The organism is Thermopolyspora sp. NPDC052614 (assembly GCF_040678635.1).
Taxonomy (GTDB): domain Bacteria; phylum Actinomycetota; class Actinomycetes; order Streptosporangiales; family Streptosporangiaceae; genus Thermopolyspora.
The window spans coordinates 517,223-536,416 of sequence record NZ_JBFATZ010000002.1 but is presented as its reverse complement, the minus strand read 5'-3'; the positions used below and the strand labels follow the sequence as shown (position 1 = coordinate 536,416).

Sequence of the window (19,194 nt, the reverse complement as noted above, 5' to 3'; positions counted from 1 at the left end):
GCCGTGCTGAAGACCACACTGGCCGGACTGCGGGCGCACCGGCTGCGGCTGCTGCTCACCTCGGTGGCGATCGCGCTGGGCGTGGGCTTCATCACCGGCACGTTCGTGCTCACCGACGCCCTGCAGGCCGGCTTCGACCAGACGGTCACCGCGGCCGCCGACAAGGTGGACGTCGCGGTGCGGACGCCGGCGGCCGATTCCGAGACCACGCCGGTGATCCCCCTCGGCGTACTGGAGAAGGTCCGCTCCGTGCCCGGCGTGGCCGATGCCCAGGGACTCGTCACCGGGGTGACGCCGCTGCTCGGCAAGGACGGCAAGGCGGTCGGGTCGACGGCGACCGCCGGCATCTCGATCTCGACCGGCCGCCTCAATCGCACCGTCATCGTCGCCGGCGCCCCGCCGGCCGCCGCCGACCAGGCCGTCCTGGACGACAACACCGCCAAGACCCGCGGCTTCGCGGTCGGCGACACCATCACCGTGCTCGACCACCGCGACCAGCGGCACACCTTCCGCCTCGTCGGCCTGATGGACCTGGGCGTGCAGCAGGACCTCGCCTACCGCGGCGCGGTCGGGTTCACCGCGGACACCGCCCTGCGGATGACGGGCGTGAAGGGCTACAGCGAGATCGACGTGGCCGCCGCCGACGGCGTCACCGCCGACCAGTTGCGCAAGGCCGTACGCACGACCGTGCGGCAGGCCGCCGGATCCTCCTATCCGGTGATCACCGGCGCGAAGCTCGGCAAACTGCTGGCCAAGGGCAACGGCGTCGACAGCGGGCTCCTCGCCGCCTTTCTGCTGGCGTTCGGCCTGGTCGCGCTGCTCGTCGCGGCCCTGGTCATCTACAACACCTTCAGCATCCTCGTCGCCCAGCGGGTACGCGAGCTGGCGCTGCTGCGCTGCATCGGCTCCTCGCGCGGCCAGGTGTTCGGCTCGGTGCTGCTGGAGGCGCTGGTGGTGGGCGCGATCGCCTCGGTCGCCGGGCTGCTCATCGGGTACGGTTTCGGGGCCGGCGCGCTGGCCGTGCTCGGTGCCCTCGATTTGAACCTGCCGCAGGGCGTGCTCACCCTGGAGCCGCGCACGATCATCGTCGCCCTCGCCGCCGGCCTGCTCGTCACCGTGGCCGCGGCGGTGCTGCCCGCCCGGACGGCCACCAAGGCGCGCCCGATCGCCGCGCTCGGCGCCCAGACCGAGGAGCCCACGCCCAAGACCGGGATGTTGATGCGCGTCTGCGCCGCCGTGCTCGCCCTGCTCGGCGCGGGCCTCACCGCGTACGGCATCGTGATCAAGGCCGGCCGGGACGCCCTGTTCTTCGTCGCCGCCGGGGGCACGCTGGTCTTCCTGTCGGTGCTCGTCATCGGCCCCGTGATCGTGAGGCCGCTGAGCGCGTTCGTCGGCTGGCTGCCGCGCCGCCTGTTCGGCGTGCCGGGCAGGCTGGCGGTGGACAACTCACGGCGCAACCCGCGGCGCGCCGCGACCACGACGATCGCGCTCACCGTGGGCGTCGGCCTGATGACGCTGATCTCGGTGGTCACGGCCTCGTCCCGGGCGTGGCTCACCAGCGAGATCGACGAGCAGTTCCCGGTCGACTACACGGTCAGCGCCCAGTACCGGGACGGCGCGCGGGAGGAGCGGGTCCCCCGCGCCATCGCCGACGACCTCAGGAGCCGCCCGGAGATCGACTCGGTCATCGAGATCCGGCGCGCGACGTCCGAGGTGAAGGGCGACGACCAGGAGGTCGGCACGGTGACGGCGCAGGCGCTCGGCACCGAGTTCCGGCCCGCGACCATCGCCGGCGACCTGCGCGGGCTCACGCCGGGCACCGCGGCGGTCGTCAAGGGCGCGGCCGAGTACCTGCACCTGGGCGTCGGCGACACCGCCACCATCCAGGTGCGGGGCGGCCGGTCGGTCGGCCTGCGGATCGTCGCGATCATCGACAGCGAGGTGCTGCCGCTGCCGACCTTCATCGTGCACGAGAGGGTTTTCGACGATTACTTCGGGCGGGTGGGCGACAGCCAGATCCTGGTGAACGCCAAGGACGGCGTCCCGGCGGCGACGGCGCGACTGGCGGTCGAGGCGGCGGCGAAGCCGTACCCCAGGGCGCAGGTGGGGAGCGCGGCCGAGGTGCGCGGCGAGTTCGAGTCGGCCCTGGACATGCTGCTGCTGATCGTGGCCGGGATGCTCGCGCTGGCGGTGATCATCTCGCTGCTCGGCATCGCCAACACGCTCGCGCTCTCGGTGCACGAGCGCAGTCGGGAGTCGGCGCTGCTGCGCGCGCTGGGGCTGAACCGGTCGCAGTTGCGGCACATGCTGTCGATCGAGGCGCTCATCCTGGGCCTGGTCGGCGCGCTGATCGGGGTGGTGCTCGGGATCGTGTTCGGCTGGGCGGTGGTGCGCGCACAGGCCGACGACGTGCCGTTCCAGGTGCCGGTCACGCACGTCCTGCTGCTGATCGCCGCCTCCGGGCTGGCCGGGGTGATCGCGGCGATGCTTCCGGCCCGGCGCGCGGCCCGCGCCTCGATCGTCGGGGCGATCGCGTCGGGCTGACCGCCGGAGCCCGCACCGGTGGCCGGGACGCCTCTCGGGGCGGCGTCCCGGCCACCGGCCGCTTCGGGCGGACCGTCGGGAGGTACGGTCGCGACGTCCTAGGCCAGAATGACCATCACACGACCTTCCTGCAGTGCTCCCGTCGCTCCCGCCCGACCCTGTTCTCCGACCTGTTCTCCGAACCGTGTTCCCGTGCCGCCGTGGAGGTTTACGACGTGGTGGTACTTGTCGGTTGGCCCGGCCAGGCCCGACGAATAGGCGTCATGTCCGGCGTCGCCGGGCACGGCGGCGGGTCCCATCGGGGCCTGCCCTATCGGGGACGGCGTCCCGGCCACTGCTCGGCCACGATGTCGGGGGCGAGCAGCGGGCGGATCTCGATCTCGCCCGTCGCGCGGTCGATGATGACGCAGCCGCCGCCGACCACGTCGGGCAGCACGCTCGGGTCGTCGGGCTCGGGCTCCTTCGCCCACACCACGTAGCCCTCGTCGAATCCCCACAGGCCCACCTCGCGGGCCTCGTCGAACGGGCGGGCGCCGTTGATGTACTCCTCGGCGAGCGCCCGCGCCTGATCCGAATTGATCACAGCCGTCGCCCCTGACGATCGACGATCACACAGAACACCCCGGTGACCACCTCGTACGGCGGCTCCACCGACATGTGGCCGCGCTGCGCGTCGATCCACAGGATCTCGCCGGCGGCGTTGACGGCGTTCCAGGCGTGGCTGCCGCCGCTCGGCCAGCGGGTGATCAGGATCGCCGCGGCGCCGTGGCCGCCCCCGAGCAGCCGCTGGGCGATCGGCACGAACGCCCGGCGGCCCAGCCCGACCAGTTCGAACCGATGGCCCAGCCACTGCTCGGCGCGGGCCACCCCGCCCGCCTCGCCCAGCAGCGACGGCCTGCCCACCGCGTCGTACTCGGCCCGGCGCGGCGCGGCCACCACGGGCTCGCCGTGCCAGGTGGACATCACCGCGAGCGCGCAGTCGACCGCGTTCGTGGCGCGGAACGGGTCCTCCGACGGGCCCTCCGCGTTGATCAGGCGGATCCAGGTGCCGCGCGGGTCGGGAAAGCGCCCGTGGTCGCGCACCGCCTGGACCAGGTCGTCCTGGGCCCTGGGATCGGGCCGGGTCAGGCCGCCGCGCCTGCCGTACGGGCGGGCGAGGGCGAGCGGCGGCGGACGGCCCGAGCGGTCGAACCAGTCGCCGCGGGAGGGGTCGTCGAGCGTCGGCGTCTCGGCCGCCAGTTCGTAGTCACGCCACCGCCAGCCGCCGGCCACGACCGGGTTGTACATCCCGGTGGGCAGCCGCCACCGGGACGCGCCCGGCCGAAGGTCCCGCTCGTGACGGCCCGGTACACCCGCTAGCACGAGCCCCACCTCCGCACGCTCCGCCCGTCCCCCACTCCTCACCGATGGTAGGCGGGCGGACACGGCGCGCACCCGCGGGTTTAACCGGACTTTGCCCATGCGACGGGGCAGATGCGCCGGGCCAGATGCGCAGCGGCGGTCGCCTCGGCCGGGGACGCCGCTCAGCCCACCGTGACGCTGATCGAGTGCCGGCCGGTGGCGCCGTCCGGCGCGGGCTCGGCGAGTTCCTCGGTCTGGGTGTATCCGGCGGCGTCGGTGGCCCGAACCTGGATCCGGTGGCTGCCCGGCGTGGCGTCCCAGTCGTCGATCACCCACTGCCGCCAGGTGTCCGGGCCGGGCACCTCGGCGAGCCGGGCCTGCCGCCACGGCCCGTCGTCGACGCGCACCTCCACCGCCGCGACGCCCTTGTGCTGTGCCCACGCCACGCCCGCGATCGTGGTGCGGCCGGGCTTGACCGAGGCCCCGTACGCGGGGACGTCGATGCGGGACTGGGTCTTGATCGGCCCCTTGGCCGACCAGCCGCGCGGCGTCCAGTACCCCTCGTCCTGGTCGAACCTGGTGACCTTGATCTCGGTGACCCACTTGGTCGCCGAGACGTAGCCGTACAGGCCGGGCACCACCTGGCGGGCCGGGAAGCCGTGCTGCACGGGCAGCGCCTCGCCGTTCATCGCGACCGCGAACAGCGCGTCGCGGCCGTCGAGCACCACGTCCACGGGGGTGCCGCAGGTCCAGCCGTCGGCGGAGGTGCTCAGCAGCATGTCGGCGCCGGACTTGATGCCCGCCTCGCGCAGCAGGTCGGCCATGCTCGCGCCGAGCCATCGGGCGTTGCCGATGTACGGCCCGCCCACCTCGTTGGACACGCACGTCAGCGTGACGTCGGCCTCGATCAGCGGGCGGCGGATGAGCTGGTCGAAGGTGATCTCGATGGGGCGGTCCACCATGCCGTGCACGCGCAGGGTCCAGTCCGCCGGGTCAACGCGGGGAATGATCAGGGCGGTGTCGACGCGGTAGAAGTCGGCCGTCGGGGTGACGAACGGGGCCAGACCCCGGATGCGCAGGTCGGCGCCCGCGGGAAGCGGCGCGGCGGGCCGTGCCGGGCGGGGCAGCGTCAGCGTGGTGCGCGCCGTGTCCACCTGCCTGCTGCCGGACAGCGCGCCTCCGGCGAACCCGGTCGCCCCGGCGACCGCGAGGCCGGCGACGGCTCCGGTGAGCAGACCGCGCCGGTCGATCGCGTAGGGGTGGTCGGGGGACACCATCACCGGCGGGCGCTCGACGTCCCGCCGACCGGGCTCGCCGTCGTCCTCCTCCGTGTCCGGGGCCTGCAAAGCCTCCGGCCGGTCCGCGTAGGCGTGGGACTCGTAGGTGCGGGACTCGTAGGCGTAGGAGAGGTCCGCCACCGGCGTCGCGCGGCGCAGGAGCAGCGTCAGCGCCCAGGACCCGGCGAGCGCGCCGACGAGCGACGGGACCACGTCGATCACGCCCGCCGCCGGGCGGGTCATGGCGGCGACCGCGCCGACGACGCCGAACAGGAGCAGGCCGGTCGTGCCGTACCGGGGGGAACGCTGCGACAGGACGCCCAGGGCGGCGGCGATCGCGGCCAGGACCACGACGATGCCGGCGAGCAGGACGGTCTTGTCGTTCTCGCCGAAGGTCCTGATCGCCCACTCCTTCAGCGGGGCCGGGGAGAGGTCCACGGCCACGCCGCCGACGGCGGCCACCGGGGCCGCTTCCGGCGCGAGCACCCCGGCGGCGAGCTGGGCGACGCCGAGCGCGACGGCCCCGGCGACGATTCCAATCGCGGCGGCGGCCCAGGGGGGCAGGATCGGAGGTCGGGCCGCGACGAGCGTGCGCACATCACGAACAGTTTCCACGTACCGAACCTAAACCCCCCAGAGGGGGACAGATCTTACGCCGGGCTTACGAGCACCTGGGAGATGACCGGGACCAGGGCGCGGAAGGCCCGGCCGCGGTGGCTGATGGCGTCCTTCTCCTCGGCGGACAGCTCGGCGGTGGTGCGGTCCCCGCCCTCGGGCACGAAGATCGGGTCGTAGCCGAAGCCGCCCGTGCCCCGGGGCTCGAAGATGAGCGAGCCGTGCATCGCGCCCTCCACGACGTGCTCCTCCCCCGACGGCAGCGCGAGCGCCGCCGCGCAGGCGAAGTGCGCGCCCCTGCGGCCCTCGGGCACGTCGCAGAGCTGGGCGAGCAGCAGGTCGAGGTTGGCCTTGTCCTTCGCCAGGGCATCTCCCGTGCGCACCCCCGCCCAGCGGGCGGAGAAGACGCCGGGCATGCCGCCCAGCGCGTCCACGCACAGGCCGGAGTCGTCGGCGATCGCCGGCAGGCCGCTGCCCCGGGCCACCGCGTGCGCCTTGAGCAGGGCGTTCTCGGCGAACGTGAGGCCGGTCTCGGCGACCTCGCCGATCCGCGGGAACTCCTCAAGGCCGATCAGCTCGATCGGGACGGCGGCGTCGGCGAGGATGCGGCGCATCTCGCGGATCTTTCCCGCGTTGCGGGTGGCGAGCACGACCTTGGGCGCCGGCCCGGTCACGCCAGCACCTCCTTCTGCAGCCGGTTCAGCTCCGCGCAGCCGGTGGCGGCGAGGTCGAGCAGCGTGTCGAGCATGCGCCGGTCGAACGGCGCGCCCTCGGCGGTGCCCTGGACCTCGACGAAGTCGCCCGCGCCGGTCATCACCACGTTCATGTCGGTCTCCGCGGCGACGTCCTCGGTGTAGCACAGGTCGAGCAGCGGCGTGCCGTCCACCACGCCCACCGACACCGCCGAGACCGAGGCCACCAGCGGGTCTCCCGGGCACATGCGGCGCTCCCGCATCCACGTCACCGCGTCCACCAGCGCCACGTACGCCCCGGTGATCGCGGCGGTGCGGGTGCCGCCGTCGGCCTGCAGCACGTCGCAGTCGAGGATGATCGTGTTCTCGCCGAGCGCCTTATAGTCCAGGCAGGCCCGAAGGGACCGGCCGATCAGGCGGGAGATCTCCTGGGTACGCCCGCCGAGCCGCCCCTTGACCGATTCGCGGTCGCCGCGCGTGTTCGTCGCGCGGGGCAGCATCGCGTACTCGGCCGTCACCCAGCCAAGACCGCTGCCCTTGCGCCAGCGCGGCACCCCCTCCTGCACCGACGCCGCGCACAGCACCCGGGTGCCGCCGAATTCGACCAGCACCGAGCCCTCGGCGTGCGCGAGCCAGCCGCGGGTGAGGGTGACCGGGCGAAGCTGATCGGGATTGCGTCCATCTGCTCGAGACATGGGGCTCACCCTACGCGCCGCCGAGGTCGTACGTGGCACCGCTGCGGGCGAGCTCCATGCGGCCGGTGAACCCGCCGCGGGCGGCGTCGTCGAGCACGCGCGCCCGGTCGTACCAGGGCACCAGGTGGGTGAGCACCAGCGTGCCGACGCCCGCGCGGGCGGCGTGCTCGGCGGCCTGGCGTCCGTTCAGATGCAGGTCGACGGGCATGCCGGGCTGGTCGAGGAAGGAGGCCTCGCACAGCAGCACGTCGACGTCCTTGGCCAGCTTGACCAGCTCGGAGCTCTCGCCCGTGTCGCCGGAGTAGGCGATCGAGGCGCCGCCGTGGGAGACGCGGAAGCCGTACGTCTCCACCGGATGGTTCATCTGGCCGACGGTGACCTCGAACGGGCCGATCTGCAGGGTGCCCGGGGAGAGCGCCCGGAAGGAGAACGCGGTCTCCAGGCCCGGCTCATCGGGCATGCCGTACGCGGCGGCGAGACGCCGGGGCGCGTCCGCGGGGGCGTACACCGGCAGGCGCTCGAACGGGCCGTACGGCGAGTAGGTGCGCACCACGTGGTAGGGGCACAAATCGAGGCAGTGGTCGGCGTGCAGGTGGGACAGGCAGACGGCGTCGATGTCGGCGAGGGCCGCGTGACGCTGCAGTGCCCCGAGGGCGCCGTTGCCCAGATCGAGCAGCATGCGGAACCCTTCGGCCTCCAGCAGATAGCAGGAGGAGGGGCTGTCGGGTCCGGGGAAGCTCCCCGAGCAGCCGACGATTGTCAGTTTCACGGCGGCCTCCTAACCGGGCGTCACAGCCTGCGCGGCTGCGGCCCTACTGAGCGATACGTCCCCCACCGACGCCAGTTCAACAACCTGCATCTCCGGCCCGAGGAATCGGCGGCCGAGGCGGGTGAACAGCGTGGCGTCGCCGGTGGTGTGGAATCGGTGCCGCACGGCGGAGCCGGTGGCGGCCAGGCCGCGGTCGCGCAGGACGCGGTAGACGTCCTTGGCGGTCTCGTCGGCGCTTGACACGAGCGTGACGCCGTCTCCCGCGACGTAGGAGATGGCGCCGGTGAGCAGCGGGTAGTGGGTGCACCCGAGAATGAGGGTGTCGCAACCGGCCTCGAGCAGGGGCTCCAGGTAACCCCGGGTGACCTCGATCAGCTCGGCGCTGCCGGTGTCGCCGCGCTCGACGAACTCCACCAGCCGGGGCGCCGCCATCCCCATCAGCTGCACGTCCGGCGCGGCGGCGAAGGCGTCGTGGTAGGCCATCGACTCGATCGTGGCGCGGGTGGCGATCACGCCGACGCGGCCGTTGCGGGTCGCCCGGGCGGCGCGCCGTACGGCCGGCTGGATCACCTCGACGACCGGCACGTCGTAGCGCTCCCTGGCGTCGCGCAGCACGGCGGCGCTGGCCGTGTTGCACGCGATCACGAGCATCTTCACGTCGTGCGCGACGAGGTGATCCATCACCTCCAGCGCGTACGCCCGCACCTCGGCGATGCGCTTGGGCCCGTACGGCTGCCGCGCGGTGTCGGCCACGTACAGGATCGACTCCCGGGGAAGTTGATCCATGATCGCCCGGGCGACCGTGAGGCCGCCCACACCGCTGTCAAATACTCCGATTGCCTGGTCCGCCCGGCCCTGTGGTTCCGACACGGTTCCCAAGGGTAAGCGACCTGCCACGATCGCTCACGGTAATAATGCTCACAGTGGAGTGTCGCTTCGGGCGGCCGTAATATCCGCCAACCGCCGTGGCGGACGACGCTTCATCCGCGTCCCAGCCGGGCGAGCTGGCGGCTCTGCGCGACGAGCCGCCCGGCGGAGTCGCGTACCTCGACGTTCTCGTCGAACCAGCCCTCGGCGATGAGGTCGCCGTCGGCGATGAGGACGAGCGGGCCCGGCGCGGGCAGCGCGCGCAGGTACCAGGTGAGCTCGACGGTGGGGGCCCAGCCGCGCGCCCCGGCGGAGAACACCACCGGCGGGAGGGCGTCGACGGCGAGGGCGAGCACGAACGGGTCGGGGTCCTGGGGTTCGGCCATCCGGAAATAGGCCCGGGACTCGGGCCGGCCGGTCGGCTCGCCGGTGAGCCAGCCGATGGTCGGCGGGTCGAACAGCAGCTCCATCTGGGCGTTGAGCGCCATGTTCGACTCCGGCTTGGGGGCGGGCAGCGCGCGGCACTCCTCGATCGGGGGCATCGTCGCCCGCGCGGGCGCCTCCCAGGTCAGGCCGTCGGGCTCGGCGCCGGGGTCGTACGGCCGCAGGGTGGCCGTGGTGACGAAGGCGGTGAGGAAGGGCGTGTCGTCCTGGACCATCGTGGCGCGGGTCACCGTGGTGGTGCGGCCCGACTTGATGCGGTCCACCCGTACGGTCGCCGGTCCGAGTTTCGGGACCCGCAGGAACTGGGCGCTGGTGGCGACGGGGTGCTCGTGCGGAGAGTCGTCGACGACGGCGCGGAGCATGACGGCCATGAGGTAGCCGCCGTGGATCGCCGCGCCCATGGTGTAGGCGGCGTCCAGGCACACGTCGTAGGTGGTGTCGTCGACCCTGATCGCCTGTGTCGCGTCGTCGAATTTGGTCATGCGCAACCCCTGGGTACCCGAATTATGTTCTAGCGATCACAACTGTACCGGCACAGGCCAATTCAGTGCGTACCGGGGAAATCGGGTGCCGGGCGACATGAGGGGTTCTAGGGTTGAACTCATGTCAGCGATCTTTAGTTTGTTGCAAGCGGATCGCTAGCGCGGTGTCCTATCTTCCCAATCATCCCGAAGCCCACGTTGTGAGCGAGAAAATGCCTGCCAACGACCCGCCCCAGCAGCCTTACTCTCCGGACCAGGATCCCAACCGGACCGTGTCCTACCGCCCGCAGTACGGCCGGCAGCCCCAGTACGGCCAGCCCCAGGGTCAGCCCCAGGGCCAGCAGTACGGGCAACAGCCCTACGGCCAGCAGTACGGCCAGCCCCAATACGGCCAGCCCCAATACGGGCAGCCCCAGTACGGGCAGCAGCAGTACGGCCAGCCCGGCTATCAGCAGCAGGCCGCTCACGAACCGCAGACCCTGCGCGCCCCGCAGCCCCCGTGGGCTCAGGGCGGCGAGGTCATCGGCACCGGCCCCGGCGGGCAGGAGCCGCCGCGCAAGAAGCGCGGCTGGATCCTCGCCGTCGTCACCGCGATCATCGTCGCCCTGCTCGGCGGTGGCGGCTACGCGGCCGTCAACCTGCTCAGCGGCGGCGGCGCCCAGCCGCAGGACGTGCTGCCCGGCAACGCGCTGGCGTACATCCGGCTGGACCTGGACCCCGCGGCCAACCAGAAGGTCGCGCTGTTCAACCTGGCGCGCAAGTTCACCGTCACCAAGGACTCCTTCACCGGCGACGACCCGCGTAAGGCCGTCATCGAGATGCTGAAGCAGAGCTCCCCGCAGCTCAAGGACATCGACTACGCCAAGGACATCGAGCCGTGGCTCGGCCAGCGCGTCGGCATCGCCATCCTCGCGCCGAAGCAGAGCGGAGGCGAGCCGCAGGTCGTCGCCGCCGTGCAGGTGACCGACCAGGAGGCCGCCCGCGCGGGCATCGCCAAGCTCAACGGCAAGGACAGCGACACCGCCGTCGCCTTCCGCGACGACTACGCCCTGATCGGCGATGACAAGGGCCTGATCGACCAGACCGCCGCCGGCGGCGAGACGCTCGGCCAGAACGCCGACTTCAGCGGCGACATGTCCGCCCTCGGCGAGCCCGGCGTGCTGTCGTTCTGGATGGACCTCGACGCCGTCGCCAAGGCCAGCGGCGCGCTCACCGCCCAGCAGCAGCAGAGCCTCAAGCAGATCGAGGGCGCCCGGTTCGCCGGCGCGCTGCGATTCGACAGCAGCTACGCCGAGCTGGCCGGCGTCGTGCGCGGCGCCAAGAACATCGTCACCGGCGAGCCGGCGGGTGCCCAGCTCACCGGCCTGCCCGCCTCGACCGTGGGCGCGCTGTCGATCTCCGGCCTGGGCGAGGCGCTCACCAAGCAGTGGGCCGAGATCATGAAGATGGCCGACGCCTCCGCCTCCCCCGGCGGCCAGACCTTCCAGCAGCAGGTCGACGCCTTGCAGCAGGGCACCGGCCTGCGGCTCCCGCAGGACCTGGCGACGCTGCTCGGCAAGAACGTCACCCTCGCGCTGGACGAGCAGGGCCTCGACCAGCAGATCCCGAACATCGGCGCCCGGCTCGCCACCGACCCCGCCGCGGCCGAGCAGGTCGTCGCCAAGCTGGAGCGGGCGCTGAACCAGGCCGCCACCGCGACCGGCACCACGACCGGCACCGCGACCGGCACCACGACCGGCGCACCGCAGATCTTCAAGGCCAAGGGAGACGGGACCTACATCATCGCGAGCTCCCAGCAGTACGCCGACCAGCTCGCCAAGGGCGGCACGCTCGGCGACAGCGAGGCCTTCCAGACCGCGGTGCCGAACGCCGACGAGGCCACGTTCGCCCTCTTCGTCGACCTCGACAAGCTGGAGAAGCTCTACCTGCAGAACCTGCAGGGCGACGAGCGGGCCAACGTCCAGGTGCTGCGCGCGGTGGGCATGAGCGGCAGCTCGACCGCCGACCAGGCGAACTTCTCGCTCCGCGTGCTGTTCAACTGATCGGGCCGCCGATCCGATCCTGACGCCCTCGGGCCCGGAGACTCCGGTCTCCGGGCCCGAGGCGTGCGTGCCGTGACGGGTTCAGGCCCAAAGCTGCCCTTCGAGGCGCTCCTCCGCCTCGTCGAGCGTGCCCTCGTACGCGCCGGTGGACAGGTACTTCCAGCCGCCGTCGGCCACGATGAAGACGATGTCGGCCCGCTGCCCGGCCTTGACCGCCTTGGCCGCCAGGCCCAGCGCCGCGTGCAGCGCGCATCCGGTGGAGATGCCGGCGAAGATGCCCTCGGTCGCCAGCAGTTCCCGGGTACGGCGCAGCGCGTCGGCCGACGTGACCGAATACCGGGTGGTCAGCACCGACTCGTCGTACAGCTCGGGGATGAAGCCCTCATCGACGTTGCGCAGGCCGTAGACCAACTCGCCGTACCGGGGCTCGGCGGCGACGATCTGCACGCCCGGCACCCGCTCGCGCAGGAACCGGCCGACGCCCATGAGCGTGCCGGTGGTGCCGAGCCCGGCGACGAAGTGGGTGACCGACGGGAGGTCCGCCAGGATCTCCGGCCCGGTGGTCTCGTAGTGGGCGCGCCAGTTGGCCGGATTTCCGTACTGGTAGAGCATCACCCAGTCCGGATTGCGCTCGGCCAGCTCCTTGGCGACCCGCACCGCCTCGTTGGAGCCGCCCGCGGCCGGCGAGGAGATGATCTCCGCGCCCCACATCCGCAGCAGCTGCCTGCGCTCCTCGGAGGTGTTCTCCGGCATGACGCAGATCAGCTTGTAGCCCTTGAGCCGGGCCGCCATCGCCAGCGAGATGCCGGTGTTGCCGGAGGTCGGCTCCAGGATCGTGCAACCGGGGGTGAGCAGGCCCTCCTTCTCCGCCTGCTCGACCATCCACAGCGCCGGGCGGTCCTTCACCGAGCCGGTGGGATTGCGGTCCTCGAGCTTGGCCCAGACGCGCACCTCGGGCGACGGGGACAGCCGGGGCAATCCCACCATCGGGGTTCGGCCGACCGAGTCGAGGAGTGAGTCAAAACGCATGATGTCCGGCCTTCCGCGCGGAGCGGTCGCCGCGGCGGCTCAGCGGGCCCCGCCGGCGACCGCGGGCAGCACGGTCACGGTGTCGCCGTCCGACAGCGGCGTGCCCAGGCCGCCGAGGAAGCGCACGTCCTCGTCGTTGAGGTAGACGTTCACGAAGCGGCGCAGACCGTTCTCGTCCATCAGGCGGCCCTTCAGGCCCGGGTGACGGGAATCCAGGTCGCCGATCAGGTCTTCCAGGGTGGCGCCCTCGCCGCTGACGAGCTTCTCGCCGTCGGTGTAGCTGCGCAGGATGGTGGGGATGCGAACCTTGATGGCCATCGCGGGTCAATCTCCTTGTTCGGTGGTCGTCGTGGAAGGCGCCACCCCTATCCAACAACGGGCGGGCCGGAGGCGATTCCTCGCTCCTGCCTCGGCGTTCGGCCCCGGCGGCGCGTCATGCGCCGGGGCCGCCGCTAGCGGAGGCCGGGCGTGTCGCGGCGGCCGGAACAGTCGTAGACGACGACGGATCGACGGTGGCCGAACAGGAAGCTCTGCACGGGCGAGCCCGGCGGCGCGCTGGACGTCGGCTCGGCGGTCGGCATGGCCACAAGTTTACCTGTCCGGTTCCGGCGGGAACGGGCCGCCTCAGCCCTCCTCGACCTCGGCCTTCCTCGACTCGGCCCCCTCCTCGACGATCTCGACCTCCTCCTCGGTGATCTCGCCGTCGAGGATGCGGTACGAGCGCAGCGGGACGTGCTCGGGGTCGGCCGTGGAGACCAGGACGTAGTGCGCCTCCGGCACGGAGGCCAGCGAGACGTCGGTACGGGACGGGTAGGCCTCGGTCGCGGTGTGCGAGTGGTAGATCACGACCGGCTCCTCGTCGCGATCCTCCATCTCGTTCCACACCTTGAACCACTCGGTGGAGTCGAACTCGTAGAACGTGGGCGAGCGGGCGGCGTTGATCATCGGGATGAACCGCTCGGGACGGTCCGACCCGGCCGGACCGGCGATGACGCCGCACGCCTCGTCCGGGTGGTCGGCCCGAGCATGGGCGACGATCCGATCGACCAGGGCCCGTGAGATCCTCAGCATGGCATGGAAGCTACCAAAGGGCCTGAACCAGGCTGTCCTGCAGGTAGGTCAACCAGTCGTAGGTGACGAACGCCGCGTAGCGCTCGTCGTCCTCGGCCATCTCCTCGATCTCCAGGTGGACGTCCTCGGTGACGTCCAGGCGGGTGCCGAGCGCGAGCCGTACGTCGTTGAGCGAGCGCAGCCAGGCCTGGGCCTGGTCGGCGTCGAGTTCGACCAGGCCCGGCGAGGCGGTCTTGAGCACGGTCTCGGCGTCGGCGCGCTTGCCGTCGCGCAGGCTCGCCTCGGTGTAGCGGCGGAACTCCGTCGCCGCCGCCTCGTCCTCGGCGTACGCGGAGGGGAACAGCCGGGCCAGCACGGGATCGGACGGCGGTTTCGCCTCGGCCGTGCCGATGCCGAGCGCGCGTTCCAACGGGTCGTCGCCGGTCGAGCCCGGCTCCACGAGTTCGAGGATCTGCGACACCAGGGACCGCAGGATCGACACCTCGCCGTGGTCGAGACGGATCGACACCGCGCCGCCGCGTCCGGCCCTGAATCCACTCCCCACGCCGCGCCTACCGATCCTGCTGGATGGTGGCCCACAGGCCGTAGGAGTGGAGGGTCTGGGCGTCGCGCTCCATCTCCTCCCGGGTGCCGCTCGAGACCACGGCCTTTCCCTTGTGATGCACGTCCAACATGAGCTTCTCCGCCTTCTCACGGGAGTACCCGAACACCATCTGGAAGACGTAGGTCACGTACGACATCAGGTTGATCGGGTCGTTCCAGACGATCGTCAGCCATGGCAGGTCGGGACGGACATCCTGCGACGGACGCTCGACCTCGACTGGAGCAGTGCTAGCCACCCCACCAGTCTGCCCTAAGCGCGCCGTAGTCTTCGACACGTGAAGACGACCACGAGCACGACGCCGCAGGGCTCGGCGGCCCAGGGCTTGGCGGCCCAGGGCTTGGCGGCCCAGGGCTTGGCGGCCCAGGGCTTGGCGAGCCAGGATTTGGCGAGCCAGAGCCTGGCGCTGCACACCGACCACTACGAGCTGACGATGCTGCGCGCGGCCCTGGCCGACGGCACCGCCCATCGACGGGCGGTCTTCGAGGTCTTCGCCCGGCATCTGCCCGGGGAGCGCCGCTACGGCGTGGTGGCCGGGACCGGCCGGGTGCTCGACGCGCTGGAGCGCTTCCGGTTCGGCGAGGAGGAGCTGGCCTTCCTGCGCCGCGCGGGCATCGTGGACGAGCCGACGGCGGAGTTCCTCGCCGACTACCGGTTCCAGGGCGACGTGCACGGCTATCCGGAGGGCGAGTGCTACTTCCCCGGCTCGCCGATCCTGGTGGTGGAGGGCACGTTCGCCGAGACGGTGCTGCTGGAGACGCTGGTGCTGTCGATCCTCAACCACGACTGCGCGATCGCGACGGCGGCCTCGCGGATGGCGCACGCGGCCGGGGGCCGGCCGCTGATCGAGATGGGCTCGCGCCGCACCCACGAGGAGGCGGCGGTGGCGGCGGCGCGGGCCGCCTACATCTGCGGGTTCGCCTCCACCTCCAACCTGCGGGCGGGGCAGCGGTACGGCGTGCCCACCACCGGCACGAGCGCGCACGCGTTCACGCTGCTGCACGACTCGGAGACGGAGGCCTTCCGGGCCCAGCTCGACGCGCTCGGCGCGTCGACCACGCTCCTGATCGACACCTACGACGTGCCGACCGCGGTGCGCACGGCCGTCGAACTCGCCGGGGCGGACCTCGGCAAGGTCCGCATCGACTCCGGCGACCTGGCGGAGGCGGCCCGGCAGGTGCGGGCGCAGCTCGACGAGCTGGGGGCGCGCCATACCGGGATCGTGGTCACCGGCGACCTGGACGAGCACTCCATCGCCGCGCTCGCCGCCGCACCCGTCGACGCCTACGGCGTGGGGACGTCGCTGGTCACCGGCTCGGGGGCGCCCACCGCGGCCTTGGTCTACAAGCTCGTCGCCCGGGAGGACGCCGACGGCGTCCTGCGGCCGGTGGCGAAACGCTCGGTGGGCAAGCCCAGCCGCGGCGGGCGCAAGTCGGCCTTCCGGGTGATCGGCCCCGACGGGCACGCCCGCGCCGAGGTCATCACGACGGCCCCGGCCATGCCCACCGAGCGGCTCGGCTCCCTGACCGAGGCGAGCGGCGGCGAACGACCCGGCCGACCGCTGCTCGTCCCCCTGGTGAAGAAGGGCGAGATCGTCGGGCGGGAGCCGCTCGACGACGCCCGGGAACGGCACCGCCGCGTCCTGGCCGAGCTGCCGCCGGTCGCGCTCCACCTGTCCCGGGGGGACACCGCCATCCCCACCGTGTTCGCCTGACGTACGATCAACGATGGGTGGCCGGATCCCGAGGAGAGCACGACCATGAGCACGGCACTGGTGATCGTCGACGTCCAGAACGACTTCTGCGAGGGCGGGAGCCTCCCGGTGGCCGGCGGCGCCGAGGTCGCCGCCGCGATCACCCGGCATGTCGCCGCCGGGAGCTATGACCACGTCGTGGCGACCCGCGACCACCACGTCGACCCCGGGGACCACTTCGCCGACTCCCCGGACTACGTGAACTCCTGGCCCGCCCACTGCGTCGCCGGCACCACAGGCGCGGACTTCCACCCCCAACTCGACACCACCGCGGTGGAGGAGATCTTCAGCAAGGGCGCCAACGCGGCGGCCTACAGCGGCTTCGAGGGCTCCGCACCGGACGGCACCTCCCTGGCCGAATGGCTGCGCGCCCGGGAGGTGTCCTCCGTCGACATCGTCGGCATCGCCACCGACCACTGCGTCCGGGCCACCGCGCTCGACGCGGTCGAGCACGGCTTCGCCACCCGCGTCCTGCTCGATCTCACCGCGGGCGTGGCCCCCCAGACCACCGAGCAGGCCCTGACTCGGCTGAAGGCCGCCGGCGTCGAACTGACCGGTACCCCGATCGTCCGCTCCGCCTGACGGCCCCGGCCTATTCCGGCGGCAGCCCCAGGAACGCGAGGACCCTGTCCATCTTCGCGTTCATCGAGCCAACCTCGGTACGGACGTCGTTGACCTCCGCACGAACGTCCTTGAGCTCCGCCCGGACGTCCTGGATCTCGCCCATGAGCTCCGTGCGGACCCCCTGGATCTCGCCCATGAGCTCCGTGCGGATCTCCTGCATCTCGTTGCGGACGTTGCGGATCTCGTCCTTGAACTCGGTGCGGATCTCCTGCATCTCGTTCCGGACGTTCCCGATCTCGTCCTTGAGCTCGACGCGCACCGCCTCAACGTCGTTCTTCAGCTCCGTACGGAAGCTGTCCAGCTTGACGTTGGTGGCGTCGATCCGGGTTAGGACCTCTTCGAACATCGGTGTCACGTATTCGCGTACCTCCGCTCGAATCAGGGCCGTCAGGTCCACAGAGAACTCCTTAGAGAGAGTAGACGAGTCGCGAAGGTTCCGGAGCGCCGGAACACAACACGAAGCGTACTCGCTTCGCCACTCTCAGGTAGGGAAAAGGTCAAGCCTGTGGATGACGGTTTCAGCGTGAGCGCTGGGTGGCCCACTTGCGGATCAGGGCGATGCGCTCGCGGATCTGCTCGGCGCTCGCCTGGGCGATGGGCGGCCCTCCGGTGATCCGGCGCAGCTCGGCGTGGATGATGCCGTGTGGCTGGCCGGTGCGGTGGTTCCACGCGCCGACGAGCCCGTTGAGCTCCTTGCGCAGGGCATGGATCTCCTCGTGCGGCGACAGGGCGGGCTCGGGGGCCGACGCCGCGGGACGGCGGCGCTTGGCGGCCTGCTGGTCGGATTGGCGTTTCCTGAGCAGCGTCGCGACCTGGTCGGGCTCCAGCAGGCCGGGCAGCCCGAGGAAGTCCTCCTCCTCGGGCGAGCCGGGCGCCGCCGCGGTGCCGAACTCGCCGCCGTCGAAGAGCACCCGGTCGAAGGTCGCCGAGGCCTCGACGGTCTCGAAGGGGAGTTCGTCTCCGACGACGTCGGGGTTGTCCTTCTTCTGGCGGGCGTCCTCGACGAGGAAGTCGTCGAGCCCCTCCTCGGGCGTCCGGCGGTCAAGCACATGGTCCCGCTCGGTCTCCATCTCCGCCGCGAAGCCCATCAGCAGCGGCACCGAGGGCAGGAACACCGAGGCGGTCTCGCCCCGCCGCCGGGCCCGCACGAACCGGCCGATGGCCTGGGCGAAGAACAGCGGCGTCGACACGCTGGTCGCGTAGACGCCCACGGCGAGCCGGGGGATGTCCACCCCCTCGGAGACCATACGGACCGCGACCAGCCAGCGCTCGTCGGAGGCGGAGTACTGCTTGATCTTCTTCGAGGCGCCAGGGTCGTCGGAGAGCACCACGGTCGCCCCGTGGCCGGTGATCTCACGCAGGTGCCGGGCGTACGCGCGGGCCGACTCGTGGTCGGAGGCGATCACCATGGCGCCGGCGTCGGGCACGCCGCGCCGCACCTCCGTCAGCCGCTTGTCGGCGGCGCGCAGCACCTGCCGGATCCAGTCGCCCTTGGGGTCGAGCGCCGCCCGCCACGCCTGGGAGAGCTGATCCTTGGTGAGGGGCGTGCCGAGGGTGGCCGCGATCTCGTCGCCGGCCCTGGTCCGCCACCGCATCTCCCCCGCGTACGCCAGGAAGATCACGGGCCGGACGACGCCGTCGGCGAGGGCCGGGCCGTACCCGTAGGAGTAGTCGGAGACGCTGCGCAGCGCCCCGTCGGCGTCCTCCACGTAGGACACGAAGGGGATGGGATTGGAGTCGGAGCGAAACGGCGTGCCGGTCAGGGCGAGCCGCCGGGTGGCCGGCTCGAAGGCCTCCCGTACGCCGTCGCCCCAGGACTTGGCGTCGCCCGCGTGGTGGATCTCGTCGAAGATGACCAGCGTGCGGCGGGCCTCGGTGCGAGCCCGGTGCAGCGCCGGATGCATCGAGACCTGGGCGTAGGTCACCGCGACGCCGATGTAGTCCTTGGAGGTGGCGCCCTGGCTGTTCTTGAACTCCGGATCGATGGCGATGCCCACCCGGCCCGCCGCGTCGGCCCACTGACGCTTCAGGTGCTCGGTCGGCGTGACGATCGTCACGGCGCGCACGACGCCGCGGGCGAGCAGCTCGCTCGCGATGCGCAGCGCGTAGGTGGTCTTGCCCGCGCCGGGCGTCGCCACGGTGAGGAAGTCGCGCGGCTCACGCCGGAAGTACAGGTCGAACGCCTCCTGCTGCCAGGCGCGCAGCTTCGGCGCCGTGCCCCACGCGGCACGGTTGGGGTACGACGGTGACAGATGAGACGCGGCAGAAGTGCTCACAATGAATCGAGAGTAGCCTGCGGATCCGACAGACGTGCCGATCGAGCGGCATACTCGCCAACCGGTCGCGCA

At 71.9% G+C, this 19,194-nt stretch carries 20 protein-coding genes; 4 read left to right on the top strand and 16 right to left on the bottom strand.

The features are described from left to right. Nucleotides 1–3: 3 nt before the first annotated feature. The gene (locus AB0K60_RS05905; protein WP_364049051.1) at nucleotides 4–2,544 is read left to right on the top strand and encodes an FtsX-like permease family protein; all 2,541 of its coding nucleotides are present in this window, start codon (nucleotides 4–6) and stop codon (nucleotides 2,542–2,544) included. Nucleotides 2,545–2,854: 310 nt separating this feature from the next. Here AB0K60_RS05905 and AB0K60_RS05900 read toward each other — a convergent pair whose 3' ends face one another. The 8 genes from AB0K60_RS05900 to AB0K60_RS05865 form a co-directional block, all read right to left on the bottom strand. Beyond that, nucleotides 2,855–3,127, bottom strand: a complete 273-nt coding sequence (locus tag AB0K60_RS05900; protein WP_364049049.1) for a hypothetical protein — start codon at nucleotides 3,125–3,127, stop codon at nucleotides 2,855–2,857. Beyond that, entirely contained in the window at nucleotides 3,124–3,906 is a 783-nt protein-coding gene (locus AB0K60_RS05895) for a toxin glutamine deamidase domain-containing protein (RefSeq protein WP_364049047.1), read from the bottom strand. The genes AB0K60_RS05900 and AB0K60_RS05895 overlap by 4 nt, the downstream gene beginning before the upstream one ends. Nucleotides 3,907–4,067: 161 nt before the next feature. Further along, on the bottom strand, nucleotides 4,068–5,777 hold the full coding sequence (locus AB0K60_RS05890; RefSeq protein WP_364049045.1) for a molybdopterin-dependent oxidoreductase: 1,710 nt from the start codon (nucleotides 5,775–5,777) through the stop codon (nucleotides 4,068–4,070). Nucleotides 5,778–5,812: 35 nt separating this feature from the next. Further along, a complete protein-coding gene (gene rdgB, locus AB0K60_RS05885; RefSeq protein WP_364049043.1) occupies nucleotides 5,813–6,451 on the bottom strand; it encodes an RdgB/HAM1 family non-canonical purine NTP pyrophosphatase in 639 nt (212 codons plus the stop codon). After that, nucleotides 6,448–7,164, bottom strand: coding sequence for a ribonuclease PH (gene rph, locus AB0K60_RS05880; RefSeq protein ID WP_364049041.1), 717 nt, complete (start codon nucleotides 7,162–7,164; stop codon nucleotides 6,448–6,450). The genes rdgB and rph overlap by 4 nt, the downstream gene beginning before the upstream one ends. A 10-nt stretch (nucleotides 7,165–7,174) precedes the next feature. Then, nucleotides 7,175–7,933, bottom strand: coding sequence for an MBL fold metallo-hydrolase (locus tag AB0K60_RS05875; protein WP_364049039.1), 759 nt, complete (start codon nucleotides 7,931–7,933; stop codon nucleotides 7,175–7,177). 9 nt (nucleotides 7,934–7,942) lie between these two features. Then, nucleotides 7,943–8,803 carry a glutamate racemase gene (gene murI / locus AB0K60_RS05870; protein ID WP_364049037.1) on the bottom strand — a complete coding sequence of 287 codons (861 nt, stop codon included), beginning with the start codon at nucleotides 8,801–8,803 and terminating at the stop codon, nucleotides 7,943–7,945. A gap of 110 nt (nucleotides 8,804–8,913) precedes the next feature. Beyond that, on the bottom strand, nucleotides 8,914–9,726 hold the full coding sequence (locus AB0K60_RS05865) for a thioesterase family protein (RefSeq protein WP_364049035.1): 813 nt from the start codon (nucleotides 9,724–9,726) through the stop codon (nucleotides 8,914–8,916). Between the two features lie 212 nt (nucleotides 9,727–9,938). Here AB0K60_RS05865 and AB0K60_RS05860 point away from each other — a divergent pair, with 212 nt between their 5' ends. Continuing rightward, nucleotides 9,939–11,768 (top strand): DUF3352 domain-containing protein, encoded by a 1,830-nt coding sequence (locus tag AB0K60_RS05860; protein ID WP_364049033.1) that lies wholly within the window; start codon nucleotides 9,939–9,941, stop codon nucleotides 11,766–11,768. An 81-nt stretch (nucleotides 11,769–11,849) separates the two neighbouring features. On the opposite strand, the gene AB0K60_RS05855 is transcribed toward AB0K60_RS05860, so the two are convergent. From AB0K60_RS05855 to clpS, 6 genes are all read right to left on the bottom strand, one after another. Continuing rightward, complete coding sequence (locus AB0K60_RS05855; protein WP_364049031.1) at nucleotides 11,850–12,797, bottom strand: cysteine synthase; 948 nt, start codon at nucleotides 12,795–12,797, stop codon at nucleotides 11,850–11,852. A gap of 39 nt (nucleotides 12,798–12,836) precedes the next feature. Further along, nucleotides 12,837–13,115 (bottom strand): MoaD/ThiS family protein, encoded by a 279-nt coding sequence (locus tag AB0K60_RS05850; protein WP_364049029.1) that lies wholly within the window; start codon nucleotides 13,113–13,115, stop codon nucleotides 12,837–12,839. Nucleotides 13,116–13,249: 134 nt separating this feature from the next. After that, nucleotides 13,250–13,384, bottom strand: a complete 135-nt coding sequence (locus AB0K60_RS05845; protein WP_364049027.1) for a hypothetical protein — start codon at nucleotides 13,382–13,384, stop codon at nucleotides 13,250–13,252. Nucleotides 13,385–13,421: 37 nt separating this feature from the next. Beyond that, nucleotides 13,422–13,868, bottom strand: coding sequence for a M67 family metallopeptidase (locus AB0K60_RS05840; RefSeq protein WP_364049025.1), 447 nt, complete (start codon nucleotides 13,866–13,868; stop codon nucleotides 13,422–13,424). A gap of 10 nt (nucleotides 13,869–13,878) precedes the next feature. Then, the gene (locus AB0K60_RS05835) at nucleotides 13,879–14,412 is read right to left on the bottom strand and encodes a DUF2017 domain-containing protein (RefSeq protein WP_364049023.1); all 534 of its coding nucleotides are present in this window, start codon (nucleotides 14,410–14,412) and stop codon (nucleotides 13,879–13,881) included. Nucleotides 14,413–14,419: 7 nt separating this feature from the next. Beyond that, nucleotides 14,420–14,707 (bottom strand): ATP-dependent Clp protease adapter ClpS, encoded by a 288-nt coding sequence (clpS, locus tag AB0K60_RS05830; RefSeq protein ID WP_364049021.1) that lies wholly within the window; start codon nucleotides 14,705–14,707, stop codon nucleotides 14,420–14,422. A gap of 147 nt (nucleotides 14,708–14,854) precedes the next feature. Here clpS and AB0K60_RS05825 point away from each other — a divergent pair, with 147 nt between their 5' ends. Together AB0K60_RS05825 and AB0K60_RS05820 are read left to right on the top strand one after the other, a co-directional pair. Next, nucleotides 14,855–16,183, top strand: coding sequence for a nicotinate phosphoribosyltransferase (locus tag AB0K60_RS05825; protein ID WP_364049291.1), 1,329 nt, complete (start codon nucleotides 14,855–14,857; stop codon nucleotides 16,181–16,183). Nucleotides 16,184–16,228: 45 nt separating this feature from the next. Further along, nucleotides 16,229–16,804: an isochorismatase family protein gene (locus AB0K60_RS05820; protein WP_364049019.1), complete on the top strand. Its 576-nt coding sequence runs from the start codon at nucleotides 16,229–16,231 to the stop codon at nucleotides 16,802–16,804. Between the two features lie 10 nt (nucleotides 16,805–16,814). Here AB0K60_RS05820 and AB0K60_RS05815 read toward each other — a convergent pair whose 3' ends face one another. Both AB0K60_RS05815 and AB0K60_RS05810 read right to left on the bottom strand, forming a co-directional pair. Then, nucleotides 16,815–17,243: a hypothetical protein gene (locus tag AB0K60_RS05815; protein WP_364049017.1), complete on the bottom strand. Its 429-nt coding sequence runs from the start codon at nucleotides 17,241–17,243 to the stop codon at nucleotides 16,815–16,817. A 121-nt stretch (nucleotides 17,244–17,364) separates the two neighbouring features. Beyond that, complete coding sequence (locus AB0K60_RS05810; protein WP_364049016.1) at nucleotides 17,365–19,122, bottom strand: DEAD/DEAH box helicase; 1,758 nt, start codon at nucleotides 19,120–19,122, stop codon at nucleotides 17,365–17,367. Nucleotides 19,123–19,194 lie beyond the last annotated feature (72 nt).

Excerpts from the sequence above, each read along its gene's own strand:
- rph (WP_364049041.1), bottom strand. The coding sequence starts at position 7,164 with ATGTCTCGAGCAGATGGACGCAATCCCGATCAGCTTCGCCCGGTCACC.
- AB0K60_RS05865 (WP_364049035.1), bottom strand. The coding sequence starts at position 9,726 with ATGACCAAATTCGACGACGCGACACAGGCGATCAGGGTCGACGACACC.
- AB0K60_RS05860 (WP_364049033.1), top strand. The coding sequence starts at position 9,939 with ATGCCTGCCAACGACCCGCCCCAGCAGCCTTACTCTCCGGACCAGGAT.
- AB0K60_RS05855 (WP_364049031.1), bottom strand. The coding sequence starts at position 12,797 with ATGCGTTTTGACTCACTCCTCGACTCGGTCGGCCGAACCCCGATGGTG.
- AB0K60_RS05850 (WP_364049029.1), bottom strand. The coding sequence starts at position 13,115 with ATGGCCATCAAGGTTCGCATCCCCACCATCCTGCGCAGCTACACCGAC.
- AB0K60_RS05840 (WP_364049025.1), bottom strand. The coding sequence starts at position 13,868 with ATGCTGAGGATCTCACGGGCCCTGGTCGATCGGATCGTCGCCCATGCT.
- AB0K60_RS05820 (WP_364049019.1), top strand. The coding sequence starts at position 16,229 with ATGAGCACGGCACTGGTGATCGTCGACGTCCAGAACGACTTCTGCGAG.